The organism is Streptomyces kurssanovii, from assembly GCF_040677245.1.
In the GTDB taxonomy this organism is placed as follows: Bacteria; Actinomycetota; Actinomycetes; order Streptomycetales; family Streptomycetaceae; genus Streptomyces; species Streptomyces kurssanovii.
On record NZ_JBFAQK010000005.1, the window covers coordinates 186,938 to 201,589 of the forward strand.

Here is a 14,652-nt window from a genome sequence, read left to right on the forward strand (position 1 = left end):
TCAGTGAGGTGGTCTCACGGACCTCGGAGGCGAGCTGTTCAAGGCGGGGGAGCGCCACGTCGGGCAGGCGCAGCTCGAGGGGTGGGGGCGCCCGATCTCGAGCACGCGGGGGCGCAGCGAGTACTCGCGGCCCTCGAAGCGCGTGTAGTCGAGTCGATGAGGGTGAGCAGGAACCGTCGCGCGGCGGCGGTGCACGCCGTCCGTCCGCAGCGGCAGGTTCATGCCGCCGTTCGACCGACCGCGTCGAGCAAGCGCGGAAGCGCCGGTCCGGGATCTCGTCGAACCGGTACGGACGGGCATGCAAATGCACGCTCAACACCTGTCCGCAACCAGGGAGTTGTACGGCTGGGGCAGGGCTTCGTCGCGGCGCTCACGCCCCCTGCTGAGCGTCGATCTCCGCGACAAGCGCCTCGATGCGGGCCTTGATCTCGTCGCGGATGGGGCGGACGGACTCGACGCCCTTGCCGGCCGGGTCTTCGAGGGCCCAGTCGAGGTACTTCTTGCCGGGGAAGATCGGGCAGGCGTCACCGCAGCCCATGGTGATGACGTAGTCGGACGCCTGGACGGCCTCGGTGGTCAGGACCTTCGGCTTCTGGTCGGCGATGTCGATGCCGAGCTCGGCCATGGCCGCCACGGCGGAGGGGTTGACCCGGTCGCCCGGGACCGAGCCGGCGGAGCGGACCTCGACCCGGTCGCCGGCCAGGTGGCGCAGGAATCCGGCGGCCATCTGGGAGCGGCCGGCGTTGTGGACGCAGACGAAGAGCACGGAGGCGAGCGGGGAGGAGGACATGCGTTCTTCCTTCACGTCAGGGTCCGGCGCGGAGCGCGCACCCTTCGACGGGTTCACGTGAGATCAGCCCGAACTGGTATCAGTCTTGGGTGATGTGACAGTATCAGCCCATGATGACGTCAGTCGACACTGACCTGATCCGGGTTCTCGCAGACCCGCTCAGGCTTCAGATCGTGACCCTGCTCGCCCGCGAGACGCTGTGCACCACCCACCTGGTGGAGGAGACCGGCGCCAAGCAGACCAACCTCTCCAACCATCTGAGAGTGCTGCGCGAGGCCGGGGTCGTGGAGACCGAGCCGTGCGGACGCTTCACGTACTACAAGCTCCTCCCGGACGTCATCGAACAGCTCGCCGGCCAGTTCGCCGACCTGGCCGCCACCGCCCGTACCGCCGCCGAGAACAAGAGGGCCTGTCCGTGACCCCCACCGCTCCTGCGACGACCGAGGAGCCTTCGGTCGTCGCGAAGCTGTCGACGCTCGACCGCTTCCTCGCCGTCTGGATCCTCCTGGCCATGGGTCTCGGCCTGGGGCTCGGCCGACTCGTTCCCGGGCTGGACGACGCGCTCGCCAAGGTCGAGACCGGCGGGATCTCCCTGCCGATCGCGGTCGGCCTGCTGATCATGATGTACCCGGTCCTCGCCAAGGTCCGTTACGACAAGCTCGACGCCGTCACCGGGGACCGCAGGCTGATGGTCTCCTCGCTGGTCGTCAACTGGGTCCTCGGCCCGGCGCTCATGTTCGCCCTGGCCTGGATCTTCCTTCCGGACCTGCCCGAGTACCGCACCGGTCTGATCATCGTCGGCCTCGCCCGCTGCATCGCCATGGTCATCATCTGGAACGACCTGGCCTGCGGCGACCGCGAAGCCGCCGCTGTCCTGGTCGCCCTGAACTCGGTCTTCCAGGTCATCGCGTTCGGCCTGCTCGGCTGGTTCTACCTCGACCTCCTGCCCGGCTGGCTGGGCCTCGGCGAGGGGGAGACGCTCGACATCTCGATGGGGGAGATCGCGCTCAACGTCGTCATCTTCCTCGGTGTGCCGCTCCTCGCCGGCTTCCTGACGCGCCGGATCGGTGAGAAGAAGATGGGCCGCGAGTCGTACGAGGCGAAGTTCCTGCCGAGGATCGGCCCGTGGGCCCTCTACGGCCTGCTCTTCACGATCGTCATCCTCTTCGCCCTCCAGGGGAAGACGATCACGTCGCAGCCGCTGGACGTCGCCCGGATCGCGCTCCCGCTGCTCGCCTACTTCGCCGTCATGTGGTTCGGCACCTTCGCGCTCGGCAAGGCGATCGGCCTGAACTACGACCGCACCGCCACCCTCGCGTTCACCGCCGCCGGCAACAACTTCGAGCTCGCCATCGCCGTCGCCATCGCCACCTTCGGCGTCACCTCCGGCCAGGCCCTCTCCGGCGTCGTCGGACCCCTCATCGAGGTCCCCGTCCTGGTGGCCCTGGTGTACGTGTCGCTGGCCTGGCGCAAGAAGTTCGCCGCCGCACAGCAGTAGAAGCGGCAGCGTCATCGATCGGTGCCCCGTCCCTCCGCGGGACGGGGCACCCGTGTACGAAAGGGATGCCGTATGCGCGGACCGCTCGACGTCGTGGTGATCGGCGGCGGCCAGGCCGGGCTCTCGGCCGGCTACCACCTACGCCGCGCGGGCCTGGAGTTCGCCGTACTCGACGCGCAGCCCACGCCGGGCGGTGCTTGGCAGCACACCTGGGACTCCCTTCACCTGTTCTCCCCGGCCGCGTACTCGTCCCTGCCCGGCCGGCTCATGCCCTCCCAGCAGGGCGAGACCTATCCGGATGCCGGCCACGTCGTCTCGTACCTGACCGACTACGAGAAGCGGTACGAACTCCCGGTCCACCGCCCTGTCCGCGTGGCCGGTGTCCACCGCGACGGCGAACTCCTGCGGATCGAGAGCGACTCCGGTACGTGGCGGGCCCGGGCGGTCATCAGCGCCACCGGCACCTGGTCACGGCCCTTCGTCCCCGCCGTCCCCGGTCGTACGAAGTTCCGGGGCGCCCAGCTCCACACCGTGGAGTACCGCAGCCCCGCCGACTTCGCAGGCCAGAAGGTCGTCGTGGTCGGAGGCGGCAACTCCGGCGCCCAGATCGCCGCTGACCTCGCGTACGACACGGAAACGACCTGGGTCACCTTGCGCGAACCGCGCTACCTCGCCGACGACGTCGACGGCCGCGTCCTCTTCGACGCGGCGACCGCCCGCCGTCGTGCCCTCGACGAGGGCCGCACCGACACCGGTGGCGTCGCCTCCCTCGGTGACATCGTCGCTGTTCCACCCGTCCGGTCCGCCCGCGACGCGGGCCTGCTCAAGGCCCAGCCGATGTTCGACCGCATCACCGCGACCGGGGTGGCCTGGGGGGACGGCACGACCGCGGAGGCGGACGTGATCATCTGGTGCACCGGCTTCCGCCCCGCTCTCTCCCACCTCGCCCCACTGGGCCTGCGCGGCCCCCGCGGCCACGTCCCCACGGCCGGGACGCAGGCCCTCGGCGAGCCGCACCTGCACCTCCTCGGCTACGGCGACTGGACCGGTCCCGCCTCCGCCACCCTCATCGGCGTCGGGCGCCCGGCCCGCGATGCCGTCCGACAGATCGCGGATCTTCTCGGATGACAGCGGGCTTCGTCGCGTCCAGGCGTGCCGGGCGACCTTGACGGCGGAGGCGAGCAGGACCACGCGCGGGCGAACGCGACCACCTTGGTCGGCGGGGACACCAGCAGCCACAGGCTGGGCGGGCAGCGCCACGAGGAGCACCATCAGGCTCATCGCCTTGTTGAGGATCACGGCCGACAGCGCGGCGAAGCCGAGTGTGTCGACGTCGGGACGAGGTCCTGTCCACGGGCATGGCTAGGATCCTTCGTCGCCTCACACGCCGCCCGCCATGGCCGGCTCCACCTTCGGGGAAAGGCACCGGCAGCGGGGCGCAGTTTCAACGTCGGGGCTCAGGCCAGAGTGCTGCTGCGCCGTTCGACGAGAACCACGTCCCGCCACACGCCGTGGTGGCGGCCGATGCGCTCGCGGGTGCCGATCGCCCGGAACCCGGCCCGCTCGTGCACGGCCAGGCTTGCCGCGTTCTCCGGGAAGATGCCGGACTGAATGGTCCAGATCCCGGCCGCCTCGGTGGAGTCGATGAGCGCCTTGAGAAGGGCGGAGGCGACGCCCCGGCCACGGGCGTCGGGGTGCACGTAGACCGAGTGCTCGACGACACCCGCGTACGCGCACCGGTCGGAGACCTTGGTCGCGGCGACCCAGCCGAGGACCCGGCCGGTCTCGTCGACGGCGGCGAAGCGGTGCTCGGGCAGCTTGGCCGCGTCGAACTGTCCCCAGGGGGGGGCGGTGGTCTCGAAGGTGGCGTCGCCCTCGTCGATGCCGGCCTGGTAGATCGCGATCACTTCGGCGGCGTGTGCGGCGGTGAGCGGCACCACCAGGGCGGAGGCGGTCACGCGGCGGCCGCCTTCGTCAGCAGCTGTCCCATGGCGGCAAGCACGGCGGGCTCGACGCGGTAGTAGACCCAGGTGCCGCGCCGCTCGGAGGAGAGCAGCCCGGCCTCCTTCAGCTTCTTCAGGTGGTGGGAGACCGTGGGCTGCGAGACGCCGACGTCGGAGATGTCGCAGACGCACGCCTCTCCGCCCTCGTGCGAAGCGACGGCGGAGAAGAGCCGCAGCCGTACCGGGTCACCGAGCGCCTTGAACATGACGGCGGTCCGCTCGGCCTCCTCCGCTGTCAGCGGCCGCTCGCTCAGCGGGGGGCAGCAGGGCTCGACGGCGGGCTCCAGGAGAGGCAGCACCTTCACATTCGACATACGTCTATGTTGACACATGTCTAACCAGTCACCCAGGGGCTGGGAACGCGGATGTGAGTAGCCGCGGTACAGAAGGTGCCGCTGAGATTGATCGTTCTCGGCCAGCGATCTCCCGCCACAAGCTGGCCCGGGACGTGCGCCACGGCAAGCGCGGCACCATCCACCAGGCGTACCGGGACGGCGTGGAGGCCGGCACGGCTCGCTCAGCCTGGTCCTCGGCATCGTCGTGCTCTGGACGACCCGTTACGTCGCCGTCGCCCGGCGACCAGGCAGAGGGCCACGCTATCCGCGAGGAGGACATCCCCAAGCACCGCAACTTGAAGCTGCTCGGCCGCTACAACCTCACCGCCTCGCCCCCGGCCGCCGGCGCCCTGCGCCCGCTGAGCGACGCGGACGCGCTCGAGCCGGACGAGGACGACGCAGGCGCGGACTGAACGCCCACATCGGGTGACGCGGGCGTATCAGGTGGCCGGGTGCTCGGAAGTCGCGAGCGCCGGCAGGGGAGCTGATGTCAGGCTGTCAGGCCGCCTGGTACGGCCGACTAAGCCTTGATCGACGCGGCCGACCTGGCGGCCTGCTCGATCTTCGCGCGGTAGGCGGCACGGGCTTGTTCGTCGATCTGCTTCTCGTGTTCGGCGCGCAGCCCGGTCCGGCCGTCGAGGCCCTCGCGCAGGATATCGGCGTGCCCGGCATGCCGGACGGACTCGCCGAGGACATGGACCATGACGGCGAACAGGTTCGTGTTGGGAGAAGGCTCAGGCCACCACGGCACGTGGCCGGGGGCGTCGAGGGGAAGCTCGTTGATCGTCGCGTCCGAGTGTTCCCACGTGCGCCGGTAGAACCCGATGATCTGATCGCGGGTCTCGTCCTCGGTCGCCCACTGATCGCTGCCGTCGGAGTCCTGCCACCGGGACAGCGGTTCCGGGGAAGGGCGGTCGAAGACCTCACCGAAGTACCTGGCCTCGACGGTGGCCACGTGTTTGACCAGGCCGAGGAGGTTGGTCCCGGTCGCTGTCAAAGGCCGGCGGGCGTCGTACTCGGACAAGCCGTCGAGTTTCCAGAGCAGCGCCTCGCGGTCCCGCCGCAGTCTCCCGTGCAGGTTGTCCTTCGCGAATTCATCGATCATGCGGCATGAACCTTCCATGGGCTGTTCGTGGTTTCAAGATCCCGTACGCGGTCCGCAACGGCTGCCAGAGCCGAGGCTTGGAAGTCCTGACACGAGGAGCTATCGGGATTTGACTGCCGGTCAGAGAGACGTGGGGGGTGGGGTGCGTGACGGCTCGCGGCCGACCCGACCTCGACGGTTACTGCGCAGGAAAACTGCACGCATGCTGTGCAGTGCCGTTCTCTGATCCTGTTGAGTAGTCCGGGACGGGGACCGGGGAGGTGGGCGGGTGCCAGGTGAGAATCCAGCCGGCGGTAAGCAACGCCGCGCCGCCTGCCAGGGCGATTGCGCCACCTGTTCCGATGCCTGCGGCCACCGAGCCGAAGCAGGCCGGCCCGACGCCCTGCAGCGTCATGCTGCCGGAGCCGAGCAGACCGAAGGCCTGGCCCTGGCCATCCTGAGGCAGGGCGTCCAGGAACGGCCGTTGCAGGCCAAGACCGTAGGCGAATCCGAAGCCGCAGAGCAACAGCAGACAGGACGAGACGCCCACTCCGGGCTCGGTGGCGAAGCCGAGCAGTGGCAGTCCCATCAGCGCGGTCAGCGGGACTACCAGTCGCTCCCGGGTGGGTGGCCGTAGCAGTCGACCCACCAGCAGGTCACCGACCAGCATGCCGACCGGCAGACAGCCCATCAGCACCGCGTACCAGCCGGGCGTGAAGTGGCGTCCTCCCGCGTAGGCGACGATCAGGCCTTCCGCGCCCGCTACGAACGCGGGCGGGAGCCACTGGGCAAGCATCAGCCGTCGCACCGCATGTCCGCGCAGCAGCAGGCCGGCACCGTGCAGGCTCGCCCGAACGGCCCCGCCATCGCCCTGAGCGCTGCCGGGTGTGCCGCCGAACTCTGCCGGCTGCAGCCGGGGTAGCCGGATGCGGACAGCAAGCGCGCAGCCGAGGTAAAGGGCGGCGCTGACCGCGAGCGCCCGGCGCGGGCCGAGTGCCGCGACGGCCGCACCTCCCAGCGCCAGACCGAACAATTGCGCGCCGGAGGAAGCGATGTTGTTCAGTGAACGGCCCAATACATAGGCGTCGCCCTCCAGCGACTGCGCGACCAGCCGATTCGACGCGCCGTGGAACACCGGTGTGGCGACGGCGACCAAGGCCACGACACCGAGGCTTGCCGCGATCGGCATCCGCACCAGGGCGAGCAGCAGGGCGGCGGCGCACGTCAAGGCGTAGCCGCCGGTGATGAGCGCGCGGGGCGGCAGCCGGTCGGCCAGCGAACCCAGCAGCAGCGAGCCGAACAGTTGCGGGATGAAGCCGATGCCGAAGGCCAGTGCGCTCAGCAGCGCGGAGCCGGTGGCCGAGAAGACCAGAACCGAGAACGTGGTGATCCGCAGCGCGTCCGCAGTGATCGCGACGGTGCGGGTCGAGAAGAGCAGCCGGAATCGAGGCTCGGCCAGCACCTCCCGGTAGGTGGCACGGTGATTGCCCTGCGCGGGTCCGGCGGTCGGGGTCATGGCGCCCAGCCTCGGCGTGCGCCCACGCCACTCACCAATGATTCGTCGCTCGACGAATCGGAACTGACGTGCCGCGGTAGCCTCGCAGGGTGCTGCGCTTCGAGATCTCCGTCGAGGACCTGTTGCGCAGCCGCTTCGCGCTGTCGCCCGCGCTGGACCTCTGCCTACTTCTGCGCTCGCTCGCCGGCCAAGACCGGCCGCTGCCGCGAGCCTGGGCCACCCGGCTCATGCCGGCCTTTGAACGGCTTCGCCGCGAGACCGAACTGAACGCCGTCATCGCCCTGCACACCACGCGATCCGGACCGGACTTCGTCGCCCCGCCCCCGCGCGGCCTCAGCCAGACCTGGGCAGACGACCTGGCCATGATCCGGGCGGCACCGCTGGAGGCGGCCCGCCACGAAATCGCCACCAACGCGACCGGCCCGTCCGCACGTGATCCCCGCGTACGAGCGGTGCTGGAGTCGCCGGACGCCGTCTCCAGGATCGCCGAGGCGATGGACCAGGCGTGGCACGAGCTGCTCGCCGCTGACTGGCCGCAACTGCGCGCGATCTGTGAGCGTGATGTCGTGCACCGGGTGGGGGTGATCGGCGAACACGGCTGGGCCACGACCATCGAGAGCCTGCACCCGAGCATCGCCTGGCAAGCCGGCGGTATCGAGATCGGCCACTTCGCCCAAGTCGGAACAGTCCGCCTCGCCGGCGACGGGCTGTTGCTGATCCCTTCGGTCTTCGTCGGGAATATCGCCGCCCACCTGGAAGCCCCCTGGCCCAGGACCTTGGTCTATCCTGCCCGCGGCACCGCCGCCCTGTGGGACGAACAGGAGACTGTCTCCCAACCGGACGCGCTGACCGCTCTGGTCGGCCGGGCCCGAGCCCGGCTGCTTGTGGCGCTGGACGCCCCGGCCAGTACCAGTCACCTCGCCCGAAGCCTCACCATGGCACCTGGCGCGGTAGGAGACCACCTCGCCATCCTGCGAGGCGCGGGGCTGCTCGTCCGCGCCCGGTCCGGACGGTCGGTGCTCTACCGGCGCACCCCGCTCGGCGAGGCACTGGTCGCCGGTTCGGGCTGAGGGCGCGGATCAGCACTGTTTTCGAGGTGCCGCCAGCAGATGATTGCGCAGCCGAGGGTGAGGAAGGCCTGGTGGCTGTCGGCGCGGATTTCCCAGCGGATACGCAGTCGGCGGAGCCGGCGCAGAAGTGCGAAGGCCGCTTCGACGACCCAGCGGTTCTTGCCCAGGCCGCTTGCGTGCTCGGTGAGTGCGGTACCGCACCGTGCCGGTGAAGGTATCTCGGCCGGGCAGCGTCGGGCGGTGCGGCCGGCCGAAGCCGCCCGTCGCCGTGACCACCGCCCGTGCGCCCAACCGTTGTCCGTCCGCGAGGTCGAGCTCGAAGCTCTCTCCGGCCGCACGCACTGCGGCAACCCGCTGTCGTGCACGGATGTCGGCGTCCAGTCGCTCGGCGTACCGGAGCAGGTAGGCCACCACCTCGTCCCGGTGCGGATACCGGTCCGGGTCTCCGCCGAACGGTAGACCCGGCAGTGAGCTGTACCGGGCCGGCGAGAACAGAGTGAGGCTTTCGTAGTACCTGGGCCACGACCCGGCCGCCTGCTCCGACGCTTCCAGGACTACGGGCCGAAGGCCCTCGTTCATCAGGCTGCGCGCCGCAGCCAGGCCGGACTGGCCGCCCCCGATGACGGCGACGTCGACGTGCTCCATGAACCACTCCGTTTCGATGAATGTCTATGTTGACGCCTATCGATACAGGTGCAATGCTGAAGACGCAAGAGATCGACGGACGTCGAAACACAAGGGGAATCGTCATGAACGCCACCGCCACCGCCACCGAGCAGTTGCCCGTCGTGGTCATCGGGGCCGGGCCCGCCGGTCTGGCCGCTGCCGCCCACCTCGTCGACCGGGGCCTGGAGCCGCTGGTCCTGGAGGCCGGTGCGCAGGCGGGTGCGGCGGTGCGCGAGTGGGCGCACGTGCGGCTCTTCTCCACCTGGGGCGAGGTCACCGACCAGGTGGCCGAGAAGCTCCTCGCCCCGACGGGCTGGGTGAAGCCGGACGCGAAGACCTACCCGACCGGTGGCGACTGGGCGGCGCGGTACCTGCAGCCTCTCGCCGAGGTCCTGGGCGACACGGTGCGGACCGGCGCACGCGTCACGGGCGTCTCGCGCTCGGGCCGGGACCGGATCGTCGACGCCGACCGTGAGTCTCAGCCCTTCAGTGTCCACGTCCAGTACTCCGACGGCCGCGAGGAGCGGATCCTTGCCGGCGCCGTCGTCGATGCCTCCGGAACCTGGGCCGTCCCGAGCCCGGCCGGCGGTGACGGTCTCCACGCCATCGGGGAGCGCGCGGCGGCCGACCGGATCTCCTACCGCGTCCCCGATCTCGACGACCCTGCCGTCCGGGCCCGTTACGCGGGCAGGCGCACCGCTGTCATCGGCTCCGGGGCCTCCGCCTTCACGGCTCTCGCGTCCCTCGCCGACCTGGCGAAGTCCGAGGACAGCTCGGGCACGCACGCCACCTGGATCCTGCGCCGGGGCATCTCCGGCTCGACCTTCGGCGGCGGTACGGCCGACCAGCTCCCTGCCCGCGGCGCACTGGGCCTCGCCGCGAAGGCCGCGGTCGACGAGGGTCACGCCGACGCCGTGACCGGCTTCCGCACCCAGGCCGTCGAACCCGACGGCGAACGGCTGGTCCTGGTCGCCGAGGACGGGCGCCGGCTCGACCCGGTCGACGAGGTGATCGTCCTGACCGGCTTCCGCCCCGACCTGTCCTTCCTCGACGAGCTCCGCCTCGGCCTGGACGAGCGGCTCCAGGCCCCGGTCGAGCTGGCTCCGCTGATCGACCCGAACCAGCACTCCTGCGGCACGGTCTACCCGCACGGCGTGAAGGAGCTGTCGCACCCCGAGGAGGGGGTGTACCTGGTCGGCATGAAGTCGTACGGCCGCGCGCCCACGTTCCTCGCGCTCACCGGTTACGAGCAGGTCCGCTCCGTCGTCGCGGCGATCGCCGGCGACCGGGAGTCGGCCGAGCGTGTCGAACTCGTGCTTCCCGAGACCGGGGTGTGCGGCGGCGCCGGCCTCTTCGACCAGCCCCAGAACGACGACGCGGCCGAGGGCGGTTGCTGCGCCCCGGCTCCCGCTCTCATCCCACTCGGCGTCGGCTCCCCGGCAACCTCCGGGGGCTGCTGACCCGCCTGCACGGATCACAACTCACAGCAGGAGGACCCTCATGTCTCGTGTACAGCTCGCCCTGCGCGTCCCTGACCTGGCGGCATCCGTCGCCTTCTACAGCAGGCTGTTCGGCACCGAACCGGCCAAACTCCGCGACGGCTACGCCAACTTCGCCATCGCCGAACCGCCACTCAAGCTCGTCCTCATCGAAGGCGACGAGAGCGAGGACACCCGCCTGGACCACCTCGGTGTCGAGGTCGACAGCACCGACGCCGTCCACGCCGCCACCACCCGGCTGGCCCAGGAAGGTCTCGTCACCACCGAGGAGAACGACACCACCTGCTGCTACGCCCTCCAGGACAAAGTGTGGGTCCACGGCCCTGGCCGTGAACCGTGGGAGGTGTACGTCGTCAAGGCCGACGCCGACACCCTGGCCAAGCGTCCGGCGAGCCCATGCTGTTCCACCTCGGCCACCGCTGCCGTCCCGGCGGGTGAACCGGTCACGGCCACCGCCGGTGGCTGTTGCTGATCGCCCGATGACCCACCTTCACCCTCGCGAGGCCGCGACCGGAACCGGGGACCGGTCGCGGCCCCCGCACGTCATGACCATGGGCTCGGCAGCAGGGACCTTGGGCCTGTTGACCTGACCCTCGCCCCGAATCTGCCGGTGTTCTTCGCCGGACGGGCACTGGCCGGATTCGCCATGCCCGAGGGCCCAGGCTGCCTGGCTGGTGTAGCCGCGTCCGAGTAAGAGGGGACGAGGGTGACGACGGCGTACATCGCGAACGCCGAGAACGTGAACGCGAGGGCCGGTAGCAGGAAGGGCCGACTGCGTACGACCGCCTGGGGTGTCCCGTCGGTGTGGGCGGGTCCGAAAGTTTCGAACGCTGGGCACATGCTTGCGTTACGCCCCTTCCATATCTTCTTCCATCCCTCGCAACGGTTCGTGCGAGAGGTGGCTTGACCAGCCAAGGCGTACTCGCCAGGGTCTATTCGTGCGATGGAAATGTTTCCGAAAGGTTGTCGAAAGCGTTGACACGGTCATGACGCTTTACCAAAACTGTGGCCACCGAACGACAGGAGACCGTCGTTCCCCTCGCGTCATGTGACCGGGGACGGCGGTCGGTCGTTGCGGCACGACGGCGGGCGACCCCCGTCGTGTTCCATGCAAGGCCGCGGGCAGCAGAAGCTGCCCGCCCCCACCAGCCTTCATCGGGAGGACGCATGCAGCAGGACGGCACGCAGCAGAACCAGATCCAGCAGAACCCAGCCCCCTTCAGCGGCTTGAGCCGACGAGGTTTCCTCGGCGGCGCCGGCACCGTCGCGCTCGCCACCGCGTCCGGACTGCTGCTGCCCGGCACCGCCCACGCCGCCACCACCATCACCACCAACCAGACCGGCTACGACGGCATGTACTACTCGTTCTGGACCGACGGCGGGGGCTCCGTCTCCATGACGCTCAACGGCGGCGGCAGTTACAGCACCCGGTGGACCAACTGCGGCAACTTCGTCGCCGGCAAGGGCTGGAACACAGGCGGCCGCAGGACGGTCCGCTACACCGGCTACTTCAACCCGTCGGGCAACGGCTACGGCTGTCTCTACGGCTGGACGTCGAATCCGCTGGTGGAGTACTACATCGTCGACAACTGGGGCAGCTACCGGCCAACCGGCCAGTACAAGGGCACCGTCTACAGCGACGGCGGTACCTACGACATCTACAAGACGACGCGGTACAACGCCCCCTCCGTCGAGGGCACCCGCACCTTCGACCAGTACTGGAGCGTCCGGCAGTCGAAGGTGACCAGCGGCTCCGGCACCATCACCACCGGCAACCACTTCGACGCCTGGGCGCGCGCGGGCATGAACATGGGCCAGTTCAGGTACTACATGATCATGGCCACCGAGGGTTACCAAAGCAGCGGAAGCTCGAACATCACGGTCAGCGGCTGACCTCTGTCCGGCGAACACCCGGCTGCGGGCTCCGTCCTCGTGGCGGGTCCCGCAACCGTGGCGAACTCGCCACCACGGGACGGGGCGACCGCTTCGACGGCCAGCACCTCCACACAGCGATCGCCCACATCCCACCCCTGGCCGCGCAGGACCCCAAGATCAATCGTGGGGCGGCCGGGGCGGCCGTGCCCGGCAACTCGTAGAGGCTTGGCCATCGCCTTGGTGAGGCCGCCCGGAGGCGTCGGTCGGCGTGGCGGTGGGGGTGACGATCACGGGACCCGGCCGGAGCCGGCTCAGTCGGCGGCTGGTGACATGTCCAGGGACCGGGCGAAGTCGGTGAGCATCCGGAAGTCGTCCCCGCGCAGACCGATCCGCGGGTTGACGTGGTGCAGAAGCCCGGGCCCGCGGTGGTGGGCAGTCACGTACGCGTTGTCCAGGTCGCTCTGTTCGTCGTCCACCCAGGCGAAGGGACGGCCGTCGGCGTAGGCGACCAAGGGGCCGGTCTTCCAATGGACACCGTCGGGGCGGTCCTGGAACAGGGCGTGGCCGAAGTCGACGAAAGGGAGTTCGGGAAGGCCGAGCACCGGGGCGATCCACCGGTTTGCGGTGTCCATCCACGTGGTGGCCCAGCAGAGTTCATAGCCGAGCCCGAGCAGGGCCCGCCCGTGCTCCGGATTGAGCCAGACCCGCAACGGTCGCCGCCGGGCCGAGAGTCCGGTCTGGTCCTCCGAGGTGCCGCTGTCCCGAGGCACTCGGAGCGTGGTGTAACCGTCAGGGCGCCTCTCCGGCTTGGCCGCATAGGGGTTGAGCGGCCCGTCGACGTCGAGGAACAGCAGTGGTCGGTTCACGATCCCCCGGTTCTGCTCAGTGTCGGCTGCACCGTGGAAGCGTAGCTGCGCAGATGGTCCCGGCGTCGGGCCCGCTCGAGGTTCCGCAACGCTCCGCCCCCGGCCTTCGGCCGAACCGTCGCCCAAGTGCTCAGCCTCGCGGCCGGCCTCCGGGGCCGCGGTACCGAACACCTCACCAGGAGCCGTCTGGTGATCCTGCGTCAAACGCCGTTGTCAGTGCCTGCCCATAGAGTTCAACTATCACTCGGGGAGCCTCGGAGAAGGAGCAGAAGCATGTCCGCCAACAAGATCCAGCACAAGGTGAATCACGTCGCGCTGGTAGTGGACTGTTCGGGTTCCATGCGTCAGCACCAGAGTCAGCTCATCCGTGTCGTGGACGAATTCGTAGCGGGCCTGAAAGCCGAATCGGACAGCCTCGGCCATGAGACCCGGATCAGCCTCTATTCCTTCGACCACAAGGTGGAGAACCTGGTCTGGGACATGGACGTGAAGCATCTGCCGTCCATGCGCGGCCTGTACAAGGTCAACAATGGCGCTACGGCCCTTATCGAGGCTTCGCTGAAGTCCCTGGACGACCTGGGTCACATCTGGGAGGAATACGGCGAGCACAGCTTCCTCCAGATCGTGGTGACGGACGGCGAGGAAAACGCGTCCGGCGGCGACAGGCGCCACGACGGCGACATGGCCATTCTCGGACCCTGGCTCGACAAGATCGCGGCGAAGATGGGCGGGCTTCCGGGCCACTGGACGTCCGCGATCCTCGTCCCCAACTCCCTGGCGAAGCGCACCGCCCAGAATTACGGCTTCCCGGCCGGAAACATCGCCATCTGGGACGCGGATTCGCAGGAGGGTGTCGAGGAAGCGATCGGTACCGTGCGCGCTGCCGCCACCAGCTTCCTCCGGGGCCGCGAGAAAGGCGTGCGCGGCACGAAGAACCTGTTCGCCGTCGGCCAGGACATATCGATCGACGAGGTTCGGGCCAATCTCGAACCGATTCCGGCCGACAAGTACCGACTCCTGAAGGTCGACAAGGAGATCGAAATTCGCCCCTTCGTCGATTCGCATCCGGGCGTGACGTACGAACGCGGCGCGTGTTACTACCAGTTGGGCACGCGGGCTCAGGTTCAGCCCAACAAGGAAGTCATCGTGGTCGAGAAGGACACCGATCGCGCGTATACGGGCGACGCCGCACGCAGCCTTCTGTTCGGAACGGGTATCCAGGGGACCGTCTCCGTGAAGGCGGGGAACAATCCCAAGCTGGAGGTGTATGTGCAGAGCCGTTCCGTGAACAGGAAGCTGAAGCCGCAGACACGTCTGCTCATCATGCTCTGAAACACAAGGAGAGAGCGAAGAGGGGGTTGTCCGTGATCAGCCGCGAGCGTCGGCCGGTCACGGACCTTCGGCGGCGGGCGCGGCCGGGGGCCTGTTCCGGGGCGCGGACGCCCCGGAA

At 69.3% G+C, this 14,652-nt stretch carries 14 protein-coding genes and 3 pseudogenes; 9 read left to right on the top strand and 8 right to left on the bottom strand.

The window, feature by feature from the left end:
* Window positions 1-370 precede the first annotated feature (370 nt).
* Window positions 371-790, bottom strand: a complete 420-nt coding sequence (locus AB0K36_RS06675; RefSeq protein WP_364589201.1) for an arsenate reductase ArsC — start codon at window positions 788-790, stop codon at window positions 371-373.
* A 110-nt stretch (window positions 791-900) separates the two neighbouring features.
* Here AB0K36_RS06675 and AB0K36_RS06680 point away from each other — a divergent pair, with 110 nt between their 5' ends.
* From AB0K36_RS06680 to AB0K36_RS06690, 3 genes are all read left to right on the top strand, one after another.
* On the top strand, window positions 901-1,209 hold the full coding sequence (locus tag AB0K36_RS06680) for an ArsR/SmtB family transcription factor (RefSeq protein ID WP_364589204.1): 309 nt from the start codon (window positions 901-903) through the stop codon (window positions 1,207-1,209).
* Window positions 1,206-2,288 (top strand): ACR3 family arsenite efflux transporter, encoded by a 1,083-nt coding sequence (gene arsB / locus AB0K36_RS06685; RefSeq protein WP_364589207.1) that lies wholly within the window; start codon window positions 1,206-1,208, stop codon window positions 2,286-2,288. The genes AB0K36_RS06680 and arsB overlap by 4 nt, the downstream gene beginning before the upstream one ends.
* Window positions 2,289-2,360: 72 nt before the next feature.
* On the top strand, window positions 2,361-3,416 hold the full coding sequence (locus AB0K36_RS06690; RefSeq protein ID WP_364589210.1) for an ArsO family NAD(P)H-dependent flavin-containing monooxygenase: 1,056 nt from the start codon (window positions 2,361-2,363) through the stop codon (window positions 3,414-3,416).
* Window positions 3,417-3,745: 329 nt separating this feature from the next.
* On the opposite strand, the gene AB0K36_RS06695 is transcribed toward AB0K36_RS06690, so the two are convergent.
* Together AB0K36_RS06695 and AB0K36_RS06700 are read right to left on the bottom strand one after the other, a co-directional pair.
* Complete coding sequence (locus tag AB0K36_RS06695) at window positions 3,746-4,246, bottom strand: GNAT family N-acetyltransferase (protein ID WP_364589213.1); 501 nt, start codon at window positions 4,244-4,246, stop codon at window positions 3,746-3,748.
* Window positions 4,243-4,605, bottom strand: a complete 363-nt coding sequence (locus AB0K36_RS06700; protein ID WP_364589216.1) for an ArsR/SmtB family transcription factor — start codon at window positions 4,603-4,605, stop codon at window positions 4,243-4,245. The genes AB0K36_RS06695 and AB0K36_RS06700 overlap by 4 nt, the downstream gene beginning before the upstream one ends.
* A 110-nt stretch (window positions 4,606-4,715) precedes the next feature.
* Between AB0K36_RS06700 and AB0K36_RS34700 the strand changes: the two are divergent.
* Window positions 4,716-5,039: pseudogene (locus AB0K36_RS34700) on the top strand (Tn3 family transposase); the annotation flags it as partial.
* Between the two features lie 107 nt (window positions 5,040-5,146).
* Here AB0K36_RS34700 and AB0K36_RS06710 read toward each other — a convergent pair.
* Window positions 5,147-5,731 carry a DinB family protein gene (locus tag AB0K36_RS06710; protein WP_364589219.1) on the bottom strand — a complete coding sequence of 195 codons (585 nt, stop codon included), beginning with the start codon at window positions 5,729-5,731 and terminating at the stop codon, window positions 5,147-5,149.
* Between the two features lie 178 nt (window positions 5,732-5,909).
* Window positions 5,910-7,226, bottom strand: coding sequence for an MFS transporter (locus AB0K36_RS06715; protein ID WP_364589222.1), 1,317 nt, complete (start codon window positions 7,224-7,226; stop codon window positions 5,910-5,912).
* A gap of 89 nt (window positions 7,227-7,315) precedes the next feature.
* On the opposite strand from AB0K36_RS06715, the gene AB0K36_RS06720 reads away from it, so the two are divergent.
* Entirely contained in the window at window positions 7,316-8,296 is a 981-nt protein-coding gene (locus tag AB0K36_RS06720; protein WP_364589225.1) for an ArsR/SmtB family transcription factor, read from the top strand.
* On the opposite strand, the pseudogene AB0K36_RS06725 reads toward AB0K36_RS06720, so the two are convergent.
* Both AB0K36_RS06725 and AB0K36_RS06730 read right to left on the bottom strand, forming a co-directional pair.
* Window positions 8,248-8,481, bottom strand: a pseudogene (locus AB0K36_RS06725) (hypothetical protein); the annotation flags it as partial. The gene AB0K36_RS06720 and the pseudogene AB0K36_RS06725 overlap by 49 nt on opposite strands.
* A 13-nt stretch (window positions 8,482-8,494) precedes the next feature.
* A pseudogene (locus AB0K36_RS06730) lies at window positions 8,495-8,941 on the bottom strand (NAD(P)-binding domain-containing protein); the annotation flags it as partial.
* Window positions 8,942-9,045: 104 nt separating this feature from the next.
* On the opposite strand from AB0K36_RS06730, the gene AB0K36_RS06735 reads away from it, so the two are divergent.
* The 3 genes from AB0K36_RS06735 (at window position 9,046) to AB0K36_RS06750 (ending at window position 12,354) form a co-directional block, all read left to right on the top strand.
* Window positions 9,046-10,422, top strand: coding sequence for an NAD(P)-binding domain-containing protein (locus AB0K36_RS06735; protein WP_364589228.1), 1,377 nt, complete (start codon window positions 9,046-9,048; stop codon window positions 10,420-10,422).
* Window positions 10,423-10,462: 40 nt separating this feature from the next.
* Window positions 10,463-10,933 (top strand): ArsI/CadI family heavy metal resistance metalloenzyme, encoded by a 471-nt coding sequence (locus AB0K36_RS06740; RefSeq protein WP_364589231.1) that lies wholly within the window; start codon window positions 10,463-10,465, stop codon window positions 10,931-10,933.
* Between the two features lie 695 nt (window positions 10,934-11,628).
* Entirely contained in the window at window positions 11,629-12,354 is a 726-nt protein-coding gene (locus AB0K36_RS06750) for an endo-1,4-beta-xylanase XynA (protein ID WP_364589234.1), read from the top strand.
* A 293-nt stretch (window positions 12,355-12,647) separates the two neighbouring features.
* On the opposite strand, the gene AB0K36_RS06755 is transcribed toward AB0K36_RS06750, so the two are convergent.
* Window positions 12,648-13,202: a hypothetical protein gene (locus AB0K36_RS06755; RefSeq protein WP_364589237.1), complete on the bottom strand. Its 555-nt coding sequence runs from the start codon at window positions 13,200-13,202 to the stop codon at window positions 12,648-12,650.
* Window positions 13,203-13,475: 273 nt separating this feature from the next.
* On the opposite strand from AB0K36_RS06755, the gene AB0K36_RS06760 reads away from it, so the two are divergent.
* Window positions 13,476-14,534, top strand: a complete 1,059-nt coding sequence (locus AB0K36_RS06760; protein ID WP_189475812.1) for a vWA domain-containing protein — start codon at window positions 13,476-13,478, stop codon at window positions 14,532-14,534.
* Window positions 14,535-14,652: the final 118 nt, after the last annotated feature.